This is a genomic window from Sphingomonas alpina (assembly GCF_014490665.1).
Lineage (GTDB): Bacteria > Pseudomonadota > Alphaproteobacteria > Sphingomonadales > Sphingomonadaceae > Sphingomonas > Sphingomonas alpina.
In genome coordinates, this window is sequence record NZ_CP061038.1 from 922,585 (window position 1) to 940,609 (window position 18,025).

The window sequence follows — 18,025 nt, forward strand, 5'->3', positions numbered from 1 at the left end:
GTGTGAGGATGTTCCCGGGGTAATATTCGTAGCCGAACTCAGGCGCATCCAAAGCCATGTCCCGCTTTCCTGGAGAACTTGGGTCGGGGCTAATCGGGAATGGCAGAATTCTATAGCCTCGCAGCCAGATACGCTCCGGGCGGCTATGCGATATCGCTGCAATGGTCGGGGCGATAGGATTCGAACCTACGACCCCTGGACCCCGAGACCAGTGCGCTACCAGACTGCGCCACGCCCCGACACATTGCAGGGTGCTGCGCCTAGCGGGCGCGCGCGGCGCTATCAAGGCAAAAATGGCGGGCGCGCCGGTTGTCGCAGGATTTTCGCGATGCGCCGCCATCAGGCCTCAGGACACGCCATTTCGCGCCGCCATCATTGCGTCGACCGCGACGAATTTCTCGCGCGGGGCGCCTTCGCGGGCGGCGGCGACTTCGGCGGCTTCGATCTTCTGCCAGTCGCGGAAGGTGACGACCTCGACACCACGCCCGGCGAGCAGCGCGTCGAGGCCGGTGCGGCCGGTCTTGCCGCTGGTGCCGGGCAGGTCGGCAGCGATGTTCTCGGCCGCGAGGAAGCCGTCGGGGCGGTTGGTGCCGATCGTGCCGGTCGGCCCGCGCCGTGCCCAGCCGACCGCGTAGAGGCCCGGCGCAATCCGGCCCTCGTCATTGGCGAAGCGGCCGAGCTTCTCGTCATAGGGCACGCCCTCGATCGGCGGAGTGCGATAGCCGATACAGCTGACCACCAGGCCGACGGGAATGGCATAGGTCTCGCCGGTGCCCGAGGCGCGGCCCTCGGTATCGAGCGCGGTGCGTTCGACGATGATCCGCTCGACCCGGCCGTCTCCCTCGATGCGCACCGGCATGGCGTAGAAATCGAAGATGATGTTGATCGGCTTGACCTGCGGATTGGCGGCGAAGTCGCGCAGATGCGTGACCGATTTGCGCTGCCCCGGATCGAGCGCCCCATCGGCCTCGACCGGCGGCAGGTCGGCAGGATCGACCTGCGGCGCGGCGCGCGAAAGATGGCCGAGCTCGCCCAGTTCCTTGGGCGTCATGGCGATCTGATGCGGGCCGCGCCGGCCAAGCAGAGTCACCGTGTCGAGCCGCGCTTCGCCCAACTCGCCCAGCGCATGTTCGACAATGTCCGAGCCGATGAATTCGTCGCCGGTCTTGGCGAGGATGCGGGCGACGTCGAGCGCGACATTGCCGTTGCCGACCACCACTGCGCCGGGGCCCTGGAGCGGCGGGGCGAGCCCGGCGAAATCGGGATGGCCATTATACCAGCCGACGAACGCGGCTGAGCCGATCACGCCGGGCAGATCGTCGCCCGGCACGCCGAGCCGACGGTCGGACGGGGCGCCGGTCGCCAGCACCACCGCGTCGTACAGGCCGCGCAACTCCTCGATCGAGACGTCGCTGCCGACGCTGACATTGCCGACGAAGCGCACCGTATCCGACAATGCGACCGCTTCGTAGCGGCGTGACACGCCCTTGATCGATTGATGGTCGGGCGCGACGCCGGTGCGGATCAGGCCGTACGGAACGGGCAGGCGATCGATGATGTCGACGCGCACATTCGCGCCGAACGTCTTCTGGCACCCCTCCGCCGTATAATAGCCCGCAGGGCCCGAACCGATGATCGCGATATGATGCACGTGCAGCCGCTCCTCGTTCTTTTGCCGAATGCTAGGCGGGAAGCGGGGCGGGGGGAAGGTGGGATCGGCGTACGAAAAGATCAGCTTGGCGCGGCGAAAGTTTACGCCGGTTGAAATCCTATTGAATAAGTAGAGATTGAGCTCCGGCAGCCAATAAAGGCTGCCATGGGAGTGTGTATGCCAGTACCCGAGTTGATCCGTGAACAGGCCGCAGGGGCCGAGGCCATCGAATCGATCGTCGCCGGATTGCGCGACGCGCGCGACGACTGGCGCGCTGCGAATCAACGCTATGCCGCGGCGGGCACCGGGCGATTCCCCGGGCGCACCGCGGTCGGCTTCATGCTCGAGCATCTCGAGGCGGCCTTGTTCCCGCTGCGGCTCGGTCATTATGAGGGTACGACCGAGGATCTGTTCGTCGCATTGCGGCTCGAACAGGCGCTGGCGATCCTGCGCGACGAGGTCGATCGCGAGCTGCGCTATTGGGAAGCGGAGAGCGCCGACCGTTTCGAGTCCGGGCATGGCGAAACCATCGTGCGGCTGTTCGGCGCGGCCTTGCCCGAGGTGCGCCGCCTGATCGACAGCGACATCGCCGCTGCGTTCCAGGGCGATCCCGCCGCGCGCAGCGTCGATGAGATCCTGATCTGCTATCCATGCGCGCTGGCGGTGATGTACCACCGGCTCGCGCATCAGCTTTATACGCTCGGCGCGCCCTTGGTCGCGCGGGTGATCTCGGAGATCGCCAATACGCGTACCGGGATCGATATCCATCCCGGCGCGACGATCGGGCCGAGCTTCTTCATCGATCATGGCACTGGCGTGGTGATTGGCGAGACCACGATCATCGGCGCGCGGGTGCGGCTCTATCAGCATGTCACGCTCGGCGCGCGGCGCTTGCCGGCGGAAAGCGGCGACACGGTACGCGAACGCTTTGCCCGGCATCCGATCGTCGAGGACGATGTCGTGATCTATGCCGGCGCGACGGTGCTGGGCCGGGTGACGATCGGCGCAGGATCGACGATCGGCGGCAATGTCTGGGTGACCGACGATGTGCCGGCGGGCAGCCTGGTGATGCAGCCGCCGGCCTTGCTGTTCCGCGCCGGCCAGCCGCATCTGCCGCTGTTTCCCGGCGACGATTGAGGGGACGATTGACGCGAGCGTCTGCAGGTCCGACATTCCATCCATAGGAGAGTGAGTATGGCAACAGCCCTGAAGCTTGAATCGGACCTGATCGATCGCGCCGCGGCGCGCGGGATCCGGATCGAACCCTCCACGCTGACGCTTGGCGCGGAACTGTCGGGGATCGATCTCGACCAGATCCTGTCCGACACCGATGGCGAGATCATTCGCGACGCGTGGCTGCGCTACAAGGTGATCTTCTTCCGCGGCCAGGACATCGGCTATGAGAGCCATCTCCGGCTCGGCCGGCTGTTCGGCGAGCTGGAGGGGCATCCGGTGCTGCCCTCGATCGACGGCTATCCGGAAATCCTGATCATCAAGGGCGTCGAGGGGGTGAATCTGACCCCCGACACGTTCGAGGGGTTCAAGGCGTTCAACAAATGGCACACCGACATGTCGTTCCGGGCAAAGCCGTCGATCGCGTCGGTGCTGCGCGCGCGGCTGCTGCCGTCGGTCGGCGGCGACACGATCTGGGCCGACACTGCCGCTGCCTATCGCGGATTGCCGGACGCGGTGAAGGAACGCATCGACGGACTCGATGCCGAGCATGATATCGTGCGCAGCTTCGGGCCGCGGGTGACCGACGAGAAGCGCGCGCAGCTGGCGCGCGACCTGCCGCCCGCGACGCACCCGGTGGTGCGCGTCCATCCCGAGACGGGCGAGAAGATCCTCTACGTCAACCACACCTTCACGACGCGGATCCTGGGCATTCCGGCGGAGGAAAGCGAGACGCTGCTCAAGCTGCTGTTCGACCGCATCAAGGTGCCCGAATATCAGGTCCGTTTCCGCTGGAGCGACCATGCGATCGGCATCTGGGACAATCGGTCGACCCAGCATTATGCGGTCGGCGATTACTGGCCGGCGGATCGTGCGCTGGAGCGCGTGACGGTAGCGGGGGATGTGGTGACGCGCTGACGAGAGCCCTTCCCCCCTTGTGGGAGAAGGGAGGAGCCGCGCAGCGGCGGAGGGATGAGGGGGAGTGGGGTGTGCAACGTTCGCGCTTGTCACCTTCGCCGTTGTCCCCCTCACCCTTCCGTCGCTTCGCTCCTCCAGCATCGGGTGAACAGCGCCCCGCGCTGTTCAGGTCATGCCGGGGGCATGACCGGCCCGATGCTCTCTCCCACAAGGGGAGAGGGAAAGAGGAAAGAGGAATAATCTCGCATCTCGACGGTAGTGGTGCATCGCTCTATCGCTTGGCCGATGTCCCTGATCGAGGCGGTCGCCTCTCTCCTGATTGTCATCAACGTCGCGCTGGTCGCGCGTCGCAGCATCTGGAACTATGCGTTCGCGATTGCCGGGGTGCTGCTCTACGCATGGATTTTCTTTCACGCGAAACTGTACAGCGACGCGCTGCTGCAGGGGTTTTTCCTGATCATCAATCTCTATGGCTGGGGGCAATGGTCGCAGTCCGTTGCGCGTGAAGGCGATGTCCGGGTCGAGCGGATGCGGCCGGCGGATCGATGGTTCTGGCTTGGCGGGATCGCGGCCGCAACGGCCGGCTGGGGCTGGCTGATGCATCGCTTCACCGACGCCGCCTTGCCCTGGCTCGATGCCGGCGTCGCAATGGCCAGCATCGCCGCACAGATATTGCTGTCGCGGCAGAAGATCGAGAACTGGCTGTTGTGGATCGCGGTCGATCTGGTCGCGATCGGCATGTATGCGCTGAAGGATCTGTGGGTCACGTGTGCGCTGTATGTCGTGTTGCTCGGCGTATCGGCCTGGGGGCTGATTGACTGGCGCCGCTCGGAGCGGGCGGCGACAGCATGACGCGGCGGATCTGCCTGCATGGCCCGGAGAGCACCGGCAAATCGACGCTCGCGCCGCGGCTTGCCCGGCAGCTCGGCGGAGCGGTGGTCGACGAATATGGCCGCACCTTTGCCGAGGCGCATGGCGTAGAGTTCACCATGGCCGACCTGGTGACGATCGCGCAGACGCATGACCGGCTGACCCGCGCAATGGGTGCGATCGACCCGCTGATTCTCGACACTGATCCGCTGATGACCGCGGTGTGGGCGGACATGCTGTTCGGCCGCCGCGACCCATGGTTCGACGCCTGGACCGGTACGGCCGACCTGTATCTTCTGTTCGACATCGACCTGCCCTGGATCGAGGATGGCACGCGGATGTTCGGGTCGGTGACCGAGCGGCAGCGTTTCTTCGACCTGTCGCGTGCCGAGCTCGAGCGGCGCGGCGTACCCTGGGCGCTGGTGCGGGGTGAAGGCGAAGAGCGCTTCGCCAGCGCGCTCGCCGCGATCGAGGCGGCGGGGTTGATCGCGCCGCAGGACGCGCCATGATGTCAGCGCCGGCATGGCGGCGATCGGGAGGCGTCTATGGTGAAGCCGGTCATGAATCTGGACGAGGTCGAATTCGACGATGTCGAAGAGAATGGCCTCTACACCTCGAGCCGCGCGACGATCAGCGACCATATCGGCGCGAGGAACCTGGGATATAATCTGACCGTCCTGCCGCCGGGCAAGGTGCAATGCCCGTTCCATTGCCATCATGGCGAGGAGGAGATGTTCTTCATCCTGGAAGGCGAGGGCGAGCTCCGCTTCGGCGAGGAGCGTTTTCCGCTCCGCGCAAACGATGTCATCGCCTGTCCGTCCGGCGGCGCGGAGGTCGCGCACCAGATCATCAATACCGGTACGACAGTGATGCGGTACCTGTCGCTGTCGACATTGGTGCCGGTCGAGGCGTGCGAATATCCGGATTCGGGCAAGGTGATGGTGGTCGCGGGCAAGCGTGGGGACCGGGCGTTGCGCAAGATGTTCCGGGCCGAGCATGGCGTCGACTATTACGACCGCGAGCCGGGTTGAATCGGGGGAATTAGAGCGAGATGTCTCTTCCGCCGTCATTCCCGCGAAGGCGGGAATCCCGCTTCTTCTACGGGCGCTGCGCAAAGGCAGCGGGATCCCCGCTTTCGCGGGGATGACGGGTAGTTTAATCAAATACCCGACCGCTTATCTCAGCGCTTCTTCGATGCCTTCCACGCCTTCACCGCATTCAGCGTGCCCTGGACATGACCGGCCGGGTTCATCTGCGACAAGGTGTAGAGCACCGTGCCGTCGGGGGCGATGACATAGGAGGTGCGGTTGGTCATCGTCGCGCCGGCCTTGAGCGGCACATCATAGCCGGCGATCGTCGCCGGGGTGGCAACGCCGACCGGGAATTTGTTGCGGCACGCCTCGACCGAGAATTTGGCGAGCTTGTCGATCGGGTCGGCGGACAGGCCGATCAGGGTTGCGCCATTCTGTTCGAACTCGGCGGCGGCTTCGGCGAATTCATGGGTTTCGATCGTGCAGCCCTGCGTGAAGGCGGCGGGGAAGAAATAGATCACCACCGGGCCTTTCTTCAGCGCCCGGGCCATCACGAAGTCGAACGGCTTGCCGCCGAGCGCGGCCTTGGTGGTGATGATCGGCGCCCGGGCACCGACCGGCAGCGCGGCGGAGGCGGGCAGCGCGATCGTCAGGGCAGCAGTGCAGGCGAGAAACGCAGCGACGGATTTCATGGAGCGACTCCGGTCAGGTTGGGGGGCGGGCGGGGATGCGCCACGCTACGACCGGTGACGGCAAATCGCCATCCCATGCTTTGCGCTTGAGGTGAATCGGGGCGGGAAAAAGTGCTTACGGTTTTGAACAAGGAAGATTGTGTCCCCGTGAAGACGGGGACCCAGTCTGTGCTCCCGCCTTCGCGGGAGCACAAGGAGGCGGCGAGGCGCTCTCGATCTATGCCAACTCTTTGCCCGAAGGAGATAGGTGCCCATACGAAAACGGCGCGGCGGCATGTTCTGCCACCGCGCCGTTTCGGTATCGTGCCGGCGTGCCGCTTACTGCGACGGCGCGAGCTTGGTGTTGATCACCCAGCCGACATTGTCGTTCTCATCGGCCACTTCCCACCACAGGCCGTTCTGCGCGCCGGTGGGATAGACGATCGAGCCGGCCGGCAGGCTGCGGACGACCGCGCCCTTGGCGTTCGCGGTGCGGCGCATCGTGACCGGGCCCTGTGCGGTGAAGGTCTTCTTCGGTGCGGCCTGAGCGGTACCCTCGTCGCCGGGGGTGATATAGCCCAGGTTGGTGACCAGCTTCGAATAGGCCTGGATGAACGACAGCGTCACGATGCGGCCGATATCGGTGCTCTCATAGCCGCCGCCGATGCCGCCCACGCCGACACCGCCGCCGCCGAACACGCCGCCGACCGCGAAGCTCGTGTCGCGCTTGGCGGCATAGCCGTCCTCGACCGCGATCGTCTCGGTGGTGCGGACATTGGTCAGCGAGACCACGGTGTTCGCCTCGAGCTTGCGCGAGCGCAGGCCGCCGAGCAGACCACCGATCGGGCCGCCGAGAATGGCGCCCGCGGCGCCCGCCGCGCCATTGCCGCTGACATTGCTGTTGGCGCCCTGGATTTCCGCGACCAGCACATAGTCGGCGGCCTTGATCTGGCCCTGGCCGACATTCGAGCGGCGCTGCAGGCCAAGGCCGGCACCGATGTCGCGCTCACGCGCCGCGGCGTTCAGGCCGGTGCCGCGATCGACGATGTTGAAGCAGCCCGAACGCTGCACCAGCACGCGCAGCAGCTTTTGCGGCGGGGCCAGCTGATTCTGCGTCCAGCCCGAGGGATCGTCACCATCGGCGATCGACACGGTGCCATGCTTGCGCGAGCAGCGCGGAACATCGCTCATCGCCTGCTGCTGCAGCTGCTGGCCGTTCGACGCTTTGGCTTGTTTCGGTTCCTTGGCGATTGCCGGAGTCGTGACGATCAGCAGCGTCGCTGCCCCGGCGAGCATAATTTTTACAGCCATGTGGCATTCCCTTTTTACAAAAATGATTCGCGCCCTTGAATATCTCGTCGCATCATTGACGAAAAACCGCAATTGCCAGTTGGTTGCCCGCTTGGTTGCCATGTCCCCGTGCGGTGCTATGGCAAGCTATCTCCTGCACGCCATCCAGAGAAAACCGTGACCCCGCTCGACAAAATCCGTAACTTTTCGATCATCGCCCATATCGATCATGGTAAATCAACTCTTGCCGACCGGCTGATTCAGGTCACCGGGGGCCTGACCGCGCGCGAAATGTCCGAGCAGGTGCTCGACAACATGGATATCGAGAAGGAACGTGGGATCACCATCAAGGCGCAGACCGTGCGCCTCAGCTACAAGGCGCATGACGGCGAGACCTATACGCTGAACCTGATGGACACGCCGGGGCATGTCGATTTCGCCTATGAAGTCTCGCGCAGCCTGGCCGCATGCGAAGGCGCATTGCTGGTGGTCGACGCGGCGCAGGGCGTGGAGGCGCAGACGCTCGCCAATGTCTATCAGTCGATCGAGCATGACCATGAGATCGTGCCGGTGATCAACAAGATCGACCTGCCCGCCGCCGATGCGGAAAAGGTGCGGGCCGAGATCGAGGAAGTGATCGGGCTCGACGCGTCGAACGCGGTGCTGACCAGCGCCAAATCGGGCATCGGCATCGAGGAAGTGCTCGAGGCGATCGTCACGCGCATTCCGCCGCCCAAGGGCGATGCCGATGCGCCCTTGAAGGCAATGCTGGTCGACAGCTGGTACGACCCGTATCTCGGCGTCGTCATCCTCGTGCGCGTGATGGCCGGCACCCTGAAAAAGGGGCAGCAGATCAAGTTCATGGCGACCGGCACGACGCATCTGGTCGACCGGGTCGGCTGTTTCCGGCCGAAGATCGAACAGCTGACCGAACTGGGCGTGGGCGAGATCGGCTTCATCACCGCGCAGATCAAGGAAGTGGCGCAGACCGCGGTCGGCGACACCATCACCGATGCCAAGCGCCCGGCGACCGAGGCGCTGCCCGGGTTCAAGCTGGTCCAGCCGGTGGTGTTCTGCGGCCTGTTCCCGGTCGATGCGGCGGAGTTCGAGAAGCTGCGTGAATCGATCGGCAAGCTTCGCCTCAACGACGCCAGCTTCACCTTCGAGATGGAATCGAGCGCGGCGCTTGGCTTCGGCTTTCGCTGCGGGTTCCTCGGGCTGCTGCATCTGGAAATCATCCAGGAGCGGCTGACGCGCGAGTACGACCTCGACCTGATCACTACGGCGCCGTCGGTGGTCTATGAGATCGAGCTGACGCATGGCGGCGGGCATCTGGAGCTGCACAATCCGGCCGACATGCCCGACCCCAACAAGATCGCGCTGATTTCCGAGCCATGGATCGAGGCGGTGATTTACTGTCCCGACGAATATCTCGGCCCGATCCTGAAGCTGTGCCAGGACCGGCGCGGCATCCAGAAGAACCTGACCTATGTCGCGGGGCGCGCGCAGGTGACGTACGAATTGCCGCTCAACGAAGTGGTGTTCGATTTCTACGACCGGCTGAAGAGCATCTCCAGAGGTTATGCCAGCTTCGATTATCACCAGATCGGCTATCGCGAGGGCGACCTGGTCAAGATGAGCATCCTGGTTAACGCCGAGCCGGTCGATGCGCTGAGCATGATCGTGCATCGCGGCACCGCCGAGGCGCGCGGGCGCGGGATGTGCGAGCGGCTGAAGGATCTGATCCCGCGGCATTTGTTCAAGATCCCGATCCAGGCCGCGATCGGTGGCAAGGTGATCGCGCGCGAGACGATCGCGGCGATGCGCAAGGACGTCACCGCGAAATGCTATGGCGGCGATATCAGCCGCAAGAAGAAGCTGCTCGACAAGCAGAAAGAGGGCAAGAAGCGGATGCGCGAGTACGGCTCGGTGAGCATTCCGCAGGAAGCGTTCATTGCCGCGCTGCGCATGGGCGATGATGGCTGAGGTCGGATTGGCCGGGCCGTAGAGCGCATCCTCTCTGCGTCCTCCGCGCCTCTGCGCGAACAACCCTTCTTGTGCTCCCGCGAAGGCGGGAGCCCAGACTGAGTCCCCGCCTTCGCGGGGACACAAAGAGCGGGGAGGTGCCATCGCCCGATTGCTTTGCCCTTCGTTGGGGAAACGCAACTTGTCGGCTGGGATCGAGAAATCCGGCATCGGCTCAATCCCAGTTTCCGGGTCGTAAATCTGCATAGAGCCGCTCCCATTCTTCCTCCTCGGTGAGTTGGCGCACGCGGCGGTACATTTCCGGCCAGACCAGTTCCTCGCGCGGCAGGACCGGAGCGGCAAAGGTCAGCGCCAGCGCATCGGCATCGTCGGGCGAGGCGAGGCCACGCGCCTTCATATGCTGTTTCTTCTCGAGCAGGATCGAGACCTGATCGGCGGCATAGCCATATTCGACCCCGGTCAGGTCGGTGGCCAGCGCATCATCATCGGGGATCGCGCCGCTCTAGAGCCAGCCGCGCATATTGCTCCACATTTCGGAGCGCTTGTTGGCGGTCCTGACCCGCATATCGCCGGACCAGGCGGAGTCCTCGCCCTTGCCGCCTAACCAGACTTCATGGACATTGGCGACACCCAATTGGCGCAGCCGATCGACCACCGCGGAATGCGGTGACGATGTACTCATTCAGTCGGTATCATGGACCGGCACAGGTCTTCGTTCCGCCAATGCGCGCGTTGTCGCCGAATTACCGAATTGCCCGCCTCATTCCACGATCGCCGATCGATATTGTTCCAGCAGCGCGTCGCCGCGTTCGCGGGGCGCGATGTGCACGATGAGCGTGTGCCGGAGTTCGACGGTCGGATGCTCCGCGCAAATCCCTGCGAACCAGAACGCTTCCGACAGCGGCTCCCCGGCATGCCAGGTAGTCATGACGAACCTGTCGTCGGGGATCGTCCCGCCCTCGAACTCCCCGATATTGGCGTCATCCATATTGTCATGCCACGCCTCGCAAGCATCGCCCCAAGTGCAAAGATAGAGGCAATTGCTGCGAATGAGCCACTCGCTCACGTCCTTGCGCCAGCCGTCATCGGCCGTATCTTCGGCAACGATAATCGCCTTGAAGGGCGGAAGCGAAAGCGGGGGCAGAGGTTCCCCGCTCGTCAAATGGACATAACGGATTGCGCTCATCGCGAGATCATCGCGCATGCCTCGATGCGCGCGCCCCGGATCAGGGCTGCTGCCCGACGCGCAGTCGATAGCTTCCGATACTGCGATCGCTGGTCGAGCCCGTCGCACGCACAATATAATCGCCGCTTTCTTCAGGCGTGAAGCTGAGAAAAGCGTTCATCCTGCCGCCGCTATCGTCATCGCCCGCAATCGGATCCGCGCCCTGGCGATTGGCTGCCGGGTAGACCTGCAGCAGCGGATCGAGGTCGTCGTCCTCGTGATCCATGGAGATCAGGACCTGCTTGCCGCCCTCGAAGCGGAACAGATAGTCATCGACGCGGCGGCCGCGTATCTCGCCATCCGTTTGCGTCAGCGCGCCGGAATAGTGCTTGAAGACGAAATTGCTGCTCCCGGACGCGGTCGGCCGCAGCGGCGCCGGCAAGGGGGAAGGTCCCGCACCTTCAGCACATAGTCACCCTTGCTGTCGCCGACGGAGGACACGCGCACGCGATACGTCCCGCTCTGCGCGGGCGCGAATTCGATATAGGCGTCGGTCCCGTCACCGCTATCGTCGTCCTTGGCGATCTCTTCGTCATTATCGTCGGCGAGGGAGAGGCGCATCTTGGGGTCGAAATCCTCGGATTCCGCGCTGAACGCGTAACGCTTGCCCGCCTCCAGAGGCATTGTGCGGACCTGATAGGGATGATCGTCGTCCTTCGGGCTCTTGCTGTCCAGCTGTCCCGGAAACTGCCGTTCATTCTTGCCGGTCGTCTGCGCCAGCGCCGGCGTACCGATCATTGCCGCCGCCGCCGCCATGGCCAGCCACTCCATTTTCATCCGCGACGTACCGGTCATAGCGTTCCCATCCACTTTCAACTCGATATGCGAGAGCAGGTCCGAGGCCGAAACTGCTGCCGTATCCCTGGCGCGGCTAGCGAGGTCCGATGCATCTGACAATGCGAAAGCTTATTGGGGCGAACTCATCGCCAGCGGGAAACAACGGCCGTTGATCATTTCGCCGGTGAGCCTGTCGTCGCCGAAAACCGACCCTCGCTCCTGCCGGGTTCGGACGCGCGGAGTTCAGGTTTGAAGGCGCCGCGCGGTCAGCGGGCGCTGTCGATGATCATGCCGCCATCGGGCGTCAGGCTATAGCCGGTGATGAACTGCGCATCCTTGCTCGCGAGAAACAGCACGACCGGTGCGATATCGTCCTCCGGCGACCCGTAGCGCCCGAGCGGTACATTCGGCGGAGGCACATCGGCCGCACCCCAGGTATCCGCGACCGGCAGCATGTTGTTCACGGTGATGTTGTCGGCGCCCCATTCGCGCGCCGCCATCCGGGTCAGCGCGCGCACCGCCTCCTTGGCCATGCCATAGGGGGCATAGGGCAACAGCGCGACGATGCCGGCCGCCGAGCCGAAATTGATGACGCGGCCCGCGCCGCTTGCCTTGAGGTACGGATAGCAGGCTTGCATCATGCGCAGATACGCGATCGGCCCCATGTCGAAGTTGCGCTGAAGCTGCTCGACCGAAAGGTCGATCACCGAGGAGAACACGGCGGACGGATCGAACGCGTTGTTTACCAGGATGTCGATCCCGCCATAGATGGCGGCAATCTTGTCGACCGCCACCTTGATCTGTCCGGCATCGCTGACGTCGCAAGCCACGCCGAACGCGGTGCCGCCCGCGCCCTCGATATCGGCGACGACCGCGTCGATATTTGCCGGCGTGAGCGACAGGACAGCGACCTTCGCACCTTCGGCGGCGAAGAGTTTGGCGGTGGCGCGGCCGATGCCGCGGCCCGCGCCTGTGACAATGGCGATTTTTCCGTCGAGACGGCCCATGGTCAATTCCTTGTGGTGAGGGGGAGGTGATGGTCCGCTGCCGCCGGGGCATAAGGCGACGGCATGTCGCGGGCGGCGTTCTGCGTCGCGAACGAGGCCGCCAGCAGCGCCAGGCCGATCGCTGCCGGAATCGCTCCCTTGGGCTTGCGCACCCCGAGATGCGCCATTCCGGAGAGGAGCAGGTGATAGAAGATGCCGGCATAAGCGAGGTCGCTGAGCGGCACGCTGACGCGCGACAGGATCGCGATCGGGCCGAGGATCTTGATCACGATCATGAAGGTCACGAGATGAGCGGCGTGATAGCCGAGGTCTGCCTGGGCCTGCCGGACGAAATCGCGCTTCGTCACGTATAGAAAGGCAGAGGATAGATACAGCAACGAGAGGAGCGTCGTGCTGATCCAATAGGTACAGATTGCGGCCATGGTTCTTCCCGATCGCCCGGCCTGCGGGCAATTGCGTGTGGTTGAATTGGCGCTTTGGCGGCCGGTCATTTCCAACGCCGCCAAGAGCGTGTATGAGAAATGAGCTGCTGGATCGGAATACACAAGTAGGATGATTTTTCAGCAGTAAGTATGGAAAACCAGACTAATGGCCGAGACTGATTTCACGATGCAGGATGAGATGCGGCGCGCGTTTGCGATGCTCTCGGGCAAGTGGAAGCTGGAAATCATGTGGCTGCTCAACCAGCGGATCCATCGCTTCGGCGAACTGCGCAAGGCGATCCCCGGCATCACGCAACACATGCTGACCGCGCAATTGCGTGAACTGGAGGCCGACGGGCTGATCACGCGCACCGTCTTTGCCGAGGTGCCGCCACGCGTCGATTATGAGATGACGCCCAAAGCCCGTGGATTGGGCCCGACGATGGAAGCGCTCGCCGCGTGGTGGGCCGTGCATGGCGGAACGGTGCCGGTCAGGCCGGGAGCGGGGCGTCGCAAATCCTAGTCTCAGGAATGACGAGCGCGATGGTGACGGTGCATCTTATGCCGGGTCTCATTGATGATCCCGGATCACTCCAGGCTTGTGGCTGGATAGAAGAAGACTGGTTCACGCAGAGGCAGTCTCAAGACTAGCGGACCGCCAACACCGCGCAAGAGACCAGGTATTATTCCGTATCCGGGACAGTCGCGACAATGTCCTTTCAGCCGTCGGTATGGACAGCGTGACCAAATTTGCCTGCCGAACCGAATGCGATAGCCGGCGAATTTCCATCGAAATGTTGCATCACAGCACAGTGCGCAGCATCACGATCCAGGTGACGAGCAAGATCACGGGCACAGTCACAAGGAGCGCAACGCCGGCCCCGATGCGGCTGAGCGGCGCTGTGTGGGCTCCCCGCATCCATGCCCAGATCAGCAGCCCGACCGCGACAAGGAATGCCGAAGGGGGCGCGAGGAATGGCAGTCCGTCGGCAAGGCGGAGCGGGAGTTCCCAGGCGATCAGGACGCCGCCAAGGACCGTCGCGACCGCGAGAAGGCCATGAAAGCCAAGCTGCGGGCTGCGCGTGAAAATGAGCAGCTGAATGCCCGCCGCCACCAGGGCATAGCTTGCAAGCTTGAGCGCGCCGGCAGCCCAATCGCCACGATTCAGCAAGGCCAGAGGCGCCTGCGGACCGCTTTCCCGGAGGATGTGAAAGAAGATCAGCGCCACGGCGCAGGCAAAGAGAAGCATGATGATGCGCGTCGTCCGCATTGCCATGGCCGCCTTCGACGCAGCGCCATCCGGTGGATTGGTATCAACCATCCATGTCGGTCCTTGATCAGGGGTTGCTTGCGGCACCTGCATAGGTTGCCCGCGCGGAGAAGGGCTTTGGTCTTAAACTCGATCCGGCGATGCTGGCAACCGCCATGCCGGCGCCGGTGCCAGGGTGACCGACACCGCCGTCATGGGGCCCGCGTGAGAACCCCCTTGTCTCCAGTGCAGCCAATGGATGCGGTCGTGCCATATCGAGTGTCGGCGAGCCGGCGACGTTTAATCGCGCAGCCATGCCCTCAGGCGTGTATCAGGGTGGAATATGATGTGAGGGCGACGCCATGGCCGACGACATAATTGACGATATCGCGGCGAGGCTGGTGGCGAAGCGGGCGGCCAGTCTGGTGAAAGCCCGCGACCTTCAGGCGCAGCGCGATCGCGCGGAAGCGATCAAGGACTCCACCCCCGCGGCGCAAAAGCATGTCTGGGACGCGGTCGCGGCGCGGATCGAGGCCTTTGTCAGCGGGCTGAACGCAAAGCTGCACGCCGCCGACATCCGGATTGCGTTCGCACCGATCGAACACCAGCTGGGCGATCGGCTCGTGGCGCAGCATGGGGCGTATTTCGACCGGTCATCGCAGGGCGTCGATGATCGGATCGGCACGGTGTTCCATCCCGGAATCGACGGGGTGACGCGGATCTATATTTCCAATCCCAGTGACGAACATCCATTGGCGACGTTCGAATTCCGCACCGAAACGATCAGCGATGCGCAAATCGAAGCGGTATTTTCCCAGTATCTCAAACTTGGCGAGACAGAATGAACAATGAAGACCTACTCGATCTCACGGCTGAAATCGTCGGATCGCACGTCGCGAACAATTCGGTATCGGTGAATGACCTGCCGGGTCTGATCACCAGCATCTATGACGCGCTGAGCGGTCTCGGCACGCCGATCGAGGTCGAGGCGCCGGTCCAGGCCCCTGCGGTTTCGATCCGGTCGAGCGTGAAGGCTGAATCGGTCACGTGCCTGGAATGCGGCGGCGTGCAGCGCACGCTCAAGCGCCACCTCACCACGGCGCACGGACTTACGCCGGACGGGTACCGGGCGAAATGGAACCTGCCCGCAAGCTATCCGATGGTCGCGCCCGCCTATTCGGTCAAACGGTCGGAAATGGCCAAGAGCCTCGGCCTTGGCCGCAAGCCGGGGGAGATGGCGCCGGCGAAGCGGGCGGCGCGGCGCAAGCTGGTGATCGTTACCTGAGGTCGATGGACGGGAGGATGACCATAGCATCGGTCACCCTCCCGCTCCGCAGCGCGGAACGGCGATTGCGCAGCTGAACCGGAAGATGGCTCGCTCAATTGCCCGATGTCACCCGGTAGTGACCCCGGCGAAATGGAGCGCGATGCCCGCCGCCGACGCGGCGAGGAGCGTCGGGATCGCACCCGCCTTGAAGCGCAGCATCGCCACGATCGATGCCCCCGACAATAGCAGCGCCCAAAGATCGACGCTGGCGAGCACGGGGATATCGAAGCGGATCGGCCCGGCCCTGAATGGCTGCACGGCGCTGAAGATGGTGTGAATCGCGAACCAGATCGCCAGGTTGAGGATCACCCCGACCACTGCGGCGGTGATCGCCGATAGCGCACCCGCGACCGCCGCATTGCCGCGCAGCCGCTCGATGAACGGCGCACCGAGGAAGATCCACAGGAAGCAGGGAATGAACGTGACCCAGGTCGCGAGCAGACCGCCGAGCGTGGCCGCGATCAGCGGGGGCAGCATGCCGGGGTCGCGATAGGCGCCCATGAAACCGACGAACTGGAGCACGATGATCAATGGCCCGGGCGTCGTTTCGGCCATGCCGAGTCCGTCAAGCATCTCGCGAGGCTGGAGCCAGTGATAGGATTGCACGGCTTCCTGCGCGACATAAGCGAGGACGGCATAGGCGCCGCCGAACGTGACCATCGCCATGGCCGAAAAGAAGGTCGCGATCTGGCTGAATATATTGTCGGGGCCGAGCCAGAAGACCAGTACGCCGACCGGAATCAGCCATAGCGCGAGCCATACCGCTGCGGTCCCGATGGCCCGGAGCGGCGGCACTTTGGCGTGCGCCGGCAATTCCTCCCCAAGCAACGTCTCGGCATCCTCGACCACCTTTCCCCCGGGTGCGCCATGGCCGCCACCGACCCTGAATACGGCCAGGCCAGCGCGCCCGCCGAAATAGCCGATCAGTCCCGCCGCCAGGACGATGACCGGGAAGGGCATGCCGATGAAGAAGATGAGCAGGAACGCAGCCGCTGCCATCACCAGCATGACGTTGTTCTTGAGCGCGCGGCTGCTGATCCGGACGACCGCCTGGAGCACAATCGCCAGCACCGCCGCCTTCAGCCCGAAGAACAATGCCGAGACGATGCCGAGCTGTCCGTAGATCACGTAAATCCAGGAGAGCGTCATGATCGAGACGATGCCGGGCAGGATGAACAGTCCGCCCGCGATGATCCCGCCCCGGGTCTTGTGCATCAGCCAGCCGATATAGGTGGCGAGCTGCTGCGCTTCGGGACCGGGAAGCAGCATGCAATAGTTCAGCGCATGCAGGAAGCGATGCTCGCCAATCCAGCGCTTCTCCTCGACCAGCACGCGGTGCATCACCGCGATCTGTCCTGCCGGGCCCCCGAAGGAAAGCGCGGCGATGCGCAGCCATACCCAGAAGGCTTCGCCGACCGACACCGCCACAGGCCTTTCCCGCTCAGCCGCGGCGGGCGGCGCCACGGACCCGCTCACGCGCCTTTCCCGGGCCGGGGTGCCTTGTGCGATGTCCAGTCATGCGTCTCGCCGGTCGCATCGCGACACCAGCGATAGAGCGCATCATATAGCGTGAGTCCGGCGTCGAGCTGCTCGAGATCGTCACCGTAGAGGCGCGAGAGGCCGAGCGAGATGGCGAGCAAACCGGCAGCTTCGGGGGCGAGATCGAGACGGGCGGTATCGGCGCCGCGAACGATCACCGCCAGTCGGGCAAGCCCGTCGACATGGTTCAGGCCGAACGCCGTGACCATGACATCGAACGTGCAAAGGTCGCCATCATGCGTCCAGCGCACGCTTGTGTCCTCGACATCGAACGGTGTCGCGCCCATCCGCGCTGCAACGGCCAGCACTTCGGACGCGGGAACGAACAGGAACATCGCCGCCGGATCGACGAAGCGACGGATCAGCCAGGGGCAGGCGATCCGGTCGATCTTGGGCCGCGCGCGCGTCACCCAGAGTGTCCGGCCCGCCGGATCGCGGGCGGGGACGACCGCATCGTCGAGCAGGGGATGCCCCGCATCGATCCAGCCCGCCATGCCGCCTTCAAGGATATCGGCGTCGGCGCCGGCCTGACGCAGCCAGGCCGCCGTACCATGGCTGAGCGCGCCGCCATCGCCACAGGCAACCACGACCGACGCGCCGACCAGGCCGGGCGCCCAGTCGGGGATGTCGGCGAACGAGCGGCGGACCGAGCCGGGGATCAGGCGTTGATCGGCGTCGCTGCGGATGTCGATAATGGCCGGACCTCGGGGCGTACCGAGAAGTCGGACAAGCTTGTCGGGGGCAATCGTGTGGATCCCGGGCATGATGCGTCCTCAAGATGGTTGGGACGCGATACTTCAGCCTGTCGCCTCATGGGGAGATCGCATTCCCCATGGGGCCAAATTGTCCGGCGAGCGGACCGCTGTCAAGCCGGCCATTGATTGCCGCC

The 18,025-nt window shown here is 64.3% G+C and carries 22 protein-coding genes and 1 tRNA gene; 9 read left to right on the forward strand and 14 right to left on the reverse strand.

What is annotated here, in order from left to right; all coding sequences use genetic code 11:
* Positions 1 to 162: 162 nt before the first annotated feature.
* Together H3Z74_RS04250 and H3Z74_RS04255 are read right to left on the reverse strand one after the other, a co-directional pair.
* Positions 163 to 239 (reverse strand) — tRNA-Pro (locus H3Z74_RS04250).
* Positions 240 to 346: 107 nt separating this feature from the next.
* On the reverse strand, positions 347 to 1,651 hold the full coding sequence (locus H3Z74_RS04255; RefSeq protein ID WP_187762742.1) for an FAD-dependent oxidoreductase: 1,305 nt from the start codon (positions 1,649 to 1,651) through the stop codon (positions 347 to 349).
* 177 nt (positions 1,652 to 1,828) lie between these two features.
* Here H3Z74_RS04255 and epsC point away from each other — a divergent pair, with 177 nt between their 5' ends.
* The 5 genes from epsC (at position 1,829) to H3Z74_RS04280 (ending at position 5,643) form a co-directional block, all read left to right on the forward strand.
* On the forward strand, positions 1,829 to 2,788 hold the full coding sequence (epsC, locus tag H3Z74_RS04260) for a serine O-acetyltransferase EpsC (protein ID WP_187762743.1): 960 nt from the start codon (positions 1,829 to 1,831) through the stop codon (positions 2,786 to 2,788).
* A 57-nt stretch (positions 2,789 to 2,845) separates the two neighbouring features.
* Entirely contained in the window at positions 2,846 to 3,742 is an 897-nt protein-coding gene (locus H3Z74_RS04265; RefSeq protein WP_187762744.1) for a TauD/TfdA dioxygenase family protein, read from the forward strand.
* Positions 3,743 to 4,027: 285 nt separating this feature from the next.
* Entirely contained in the window at positions 4,028 to 4,594 is a 567-nt protein-coding gene (gene pnuC / locus H3Z74_RS04270) for a nicotinamide riboside transporter PnuC (protein ID WP_187762745.1), read from the forward strand.
* Complete coding sequence (locus H3Z74_RS04275; protein WP_187762746.1) at positions 4,591 to 5,121, forward strand: AAA family ATPase; 531 nt, start codon at positions 4,591 to 4,593, stop codon at positions 5,119 to 5,121. Before pnuC ends, H3Z74_RS04275 begins: the two co-directional genes overlap by 4 nt.
* 36 nt (positions 5,122 to 5,157) lie before the next feature.
* A complete protein-coding gene (locus tag H3Z74_RS04280) occupies positions 5,158 to 5,643 on the forward strand; it encodes a cupin domain-containing protein (RefSeq protein ID WP_229726876.1) in 486 nt (161 codons plus the stop codon).
* Positions 5,644 to 5,792: 149 nt separating this feature from the next.
* Here H3Z74_RS04280 and H3Z74_RS04285 read toward each other — a convergent pair whose 3' ends face one another.
* Both H3Z74_RS04285 and H3Z74_RS04290 read right to left on the reverse strand, forming a co-directional pair.
* Positions 5,793 to 6,335, reverse strand: a complete 543-nt coding sequence (locus H3Z74_RS04285; RefSeq protein ID WP_187762747.1) for a peroxiredoxin — start codon at positions 6,333 to 6,335, stop codon at positions 5,793 to 5,795.
* A gap of 318 nt (positions 6,336 to 6,653) precedes the next feature.
* A complete protein-coding gene (locus H3Z74_RS04290) occupies positions 6,654 to 7,625 on the reverse strand; it encodes a CsgG/HfaB family protein (protein WP_229726877.1) in 972 nt (323 codons plus the stop codon).
* A 156-nt stretch (positions 7,626 to 7,781) separates the two neighbouring features.
* Between H3Z74_RS04290 and lepA the strand changes: the two genes are divergently transcribed.
* A complete protein-coding gene (gene lepA / locus H3Z74_RS04295; protein WP_187762748.1) occupies positions 7,782 to 9,590 on the forward strand; it encodes a translation elongation factor 4 in 1,809 nt (602 codons plus the stop codon).
* 214 nt (positions 9,591 to 9,804) lie between these two features.
* Here the strand turns inward: lepA and H3Z74_RS04300 are convergent, their stop codons facing one another.
* The 7 genes from H3Z74_RS04300 to H3Z74_RS04330 all read right to left on the reverse strand — a co-directional run bounded on the left by H3Z74_RS04300 (position 9,805) and on the right by H3Z74_RS04330 (position 13,021).
* Positions 9,805 to 9,987 (reverse strand): hypothetical protein, encoded by a 183-nt coding sequence (locus H3Z74_RS04300; protein ID WP_187762749.1) that lies wholly within the window; start codon positions 9,985 to 9,987, stop codon positions 9,805 to 9,807.
* 105 nt (positions 9,988 to 10,092) lie between these two features.
* Entirely contained in the window at positions 10,093 to 10,272 is a 180-nt protein-coding gene (locus tag H3Z74_RS04305) for a hypothetical protein (protein WP_187762750.1), read from the reverse strand.
* 78 nt (positions 10,273 to 10,350) lie between these two features.
* Positions 10,351 to 10,776: a DUF7684 family protein gene (locus H3Z74_RS04310; RefSeq protein WP_187762751.1), complete on the reverse strand. Its 426-nt coding sequence runs from the start codon at positions 10,774 to 10,776 to the stop codon at positions 10,351 to 10,353.
* 40 nt (positions 10,777 to 10,816) lie between these two features.
* Positions 10,817 to 11,197 (reverse strand): hypothetical protein, encoded by a 381-nt coding sequence (locus H3Z74_RS04315; protein ID WP_187762752.1) that lies wholly within the window; start codon positions 11,195 to 11,197, stop codon positions 10,817 to 10,819.
* Positions 11,125 to 11,571, reverse strand: coding sequence for a PPC domain-containing protein (locus H3Z74_RS04320; protein ID WP_187762753.1), 447 nt, complete (start codon positions 11,569 to 11,571; stop codon positions 11,125 to 11,127). Before H3Z74_RS04320 ends, H3Z74_RS04315 begins: the two co-directional genes overlap by 73 nt.
* 287 nt (positions 11,572 to 11,858) lie before the next feature.
* A complete protein-coding gene (locus H3Z74_RS04325; RefSeq protein WP_187762754.1) occupies positions 11,859 to 12,599 on the reverse strand; it encodes an SDR family NAD(P)-dependent oxidoreductase in 741 nt (246 codons plus the stop codon).
* 2 nt (positions 12,600 to 12,601) lie between these two features.
* On the reverse strand, positions 12,602 to 13,021 hold the full coding sequence (locus H3Z74_RS04330) for a DoxX family protein (protein ID WP_187762755.1): 420 nt from the start codon (positions 13,019 to 13,021) through the stop codon (positions 12,602 to 12,604).
* A 166-nt stretch (positions 13,022 to 13,187) separates the two neighbouring features.
* Here H3Z74_RS04330 and H3Z74_RS04335 point away from each other — a divergent pair, with 166 nt between their 5' ends.
* Complete coding sequence (locus tag H3Z74_RS04335) at positions 13,188 to 13,544, forward strand: winged helix-turn-helix transcriptional regulator (protein WP_187762756.1); 357 nt, start codon at positions 13,188 to 13,190, stop codon at positions 13,542 to 13,544.
* 279 nt (positions 13,545 to 13,823) lie between these two features.
* Here H3Z74_RS04335 and H3Z74_RS04340 read toward each other — a convergent pair whose 3' ends face one another.
* Complete coding sequence (locus tag H3Z74_RS04340; protein WP_187762757.1) at positions 13,824 to 14,342, reverse strand: hypothetical protein; 519 nt, start codon at positions 14,340 to 14,342, stop codon at positions 13,824 to 13,826.
* A gap of 290 nt (positions 14,343 to 14,632) precedes the next feature.
* On the opposite strand from H3Z74_RS04340, the gene H3Z74_RS04345 reads away from it, so the two are divergent.
* Positions 14,633 to 15,115 carry a hypothetical protein gene (locus H3Z74_RS04345; RefSeq protein WP_187762758.1) on the forward strand — a complete coding sequence of 161 codons (483 nt, stop codon included), beginning with the start codon at positions 14,633 to 14,635 and terminating at the stop codon, positions 15,113 to 15,115.
* Positions 15,112 to 15,555 (forward strand): Ros/MucR family transcriptional regulator, encoded by a 444-nt coding sequence (locus tag H3Z74_RS04350; RefSeq protein ID WP_187762759.1) that lies wholly within the window; start codon positions 15,112 to 15,114, stop codon positions 15,553 to 15,555. Before H3Z74_RS04345 ends, H3Z74_RS04350 begins: the two co-directional genes overlap by 4 nt.
* Before the next feature lie 108 nt (positions 15,556 to 15,663).
* On the opposite strand, the gene chrA is transcribed toward H3Z74_RS04350, so the two are convergent.
* Positions 15,664 to 17,073: a chromate efflux transporter gene (chrA, locus tag H3Z74_RS04355; protein ID WP_229726878.1), complete on the reverse strand. Its 1,410-nt coding sequence runs from the start codon at positions 17,071 to 17,073 to the stop codon at positions 15,664 to 15,666.
* Positions 17,070 to 17,900: a chromate resistance protein ChrB domain-containing protein gene (locus H3Z74_RS04360; protein ID WP_187762760.1), complete on the reverse strand. Its 831-nt coding sequence runs from the start codon at positions 17,898 to 17,900 to the stop codon at positions 17,070 to 17,072. The genes chrA and H3Z74_RS04360 overlap by 4 nt, the downstream gene beginning before the upstream one ends.
* Between the last annotated feature and the right edge of the window lie 125 nt (positions 17,901 to 18,025).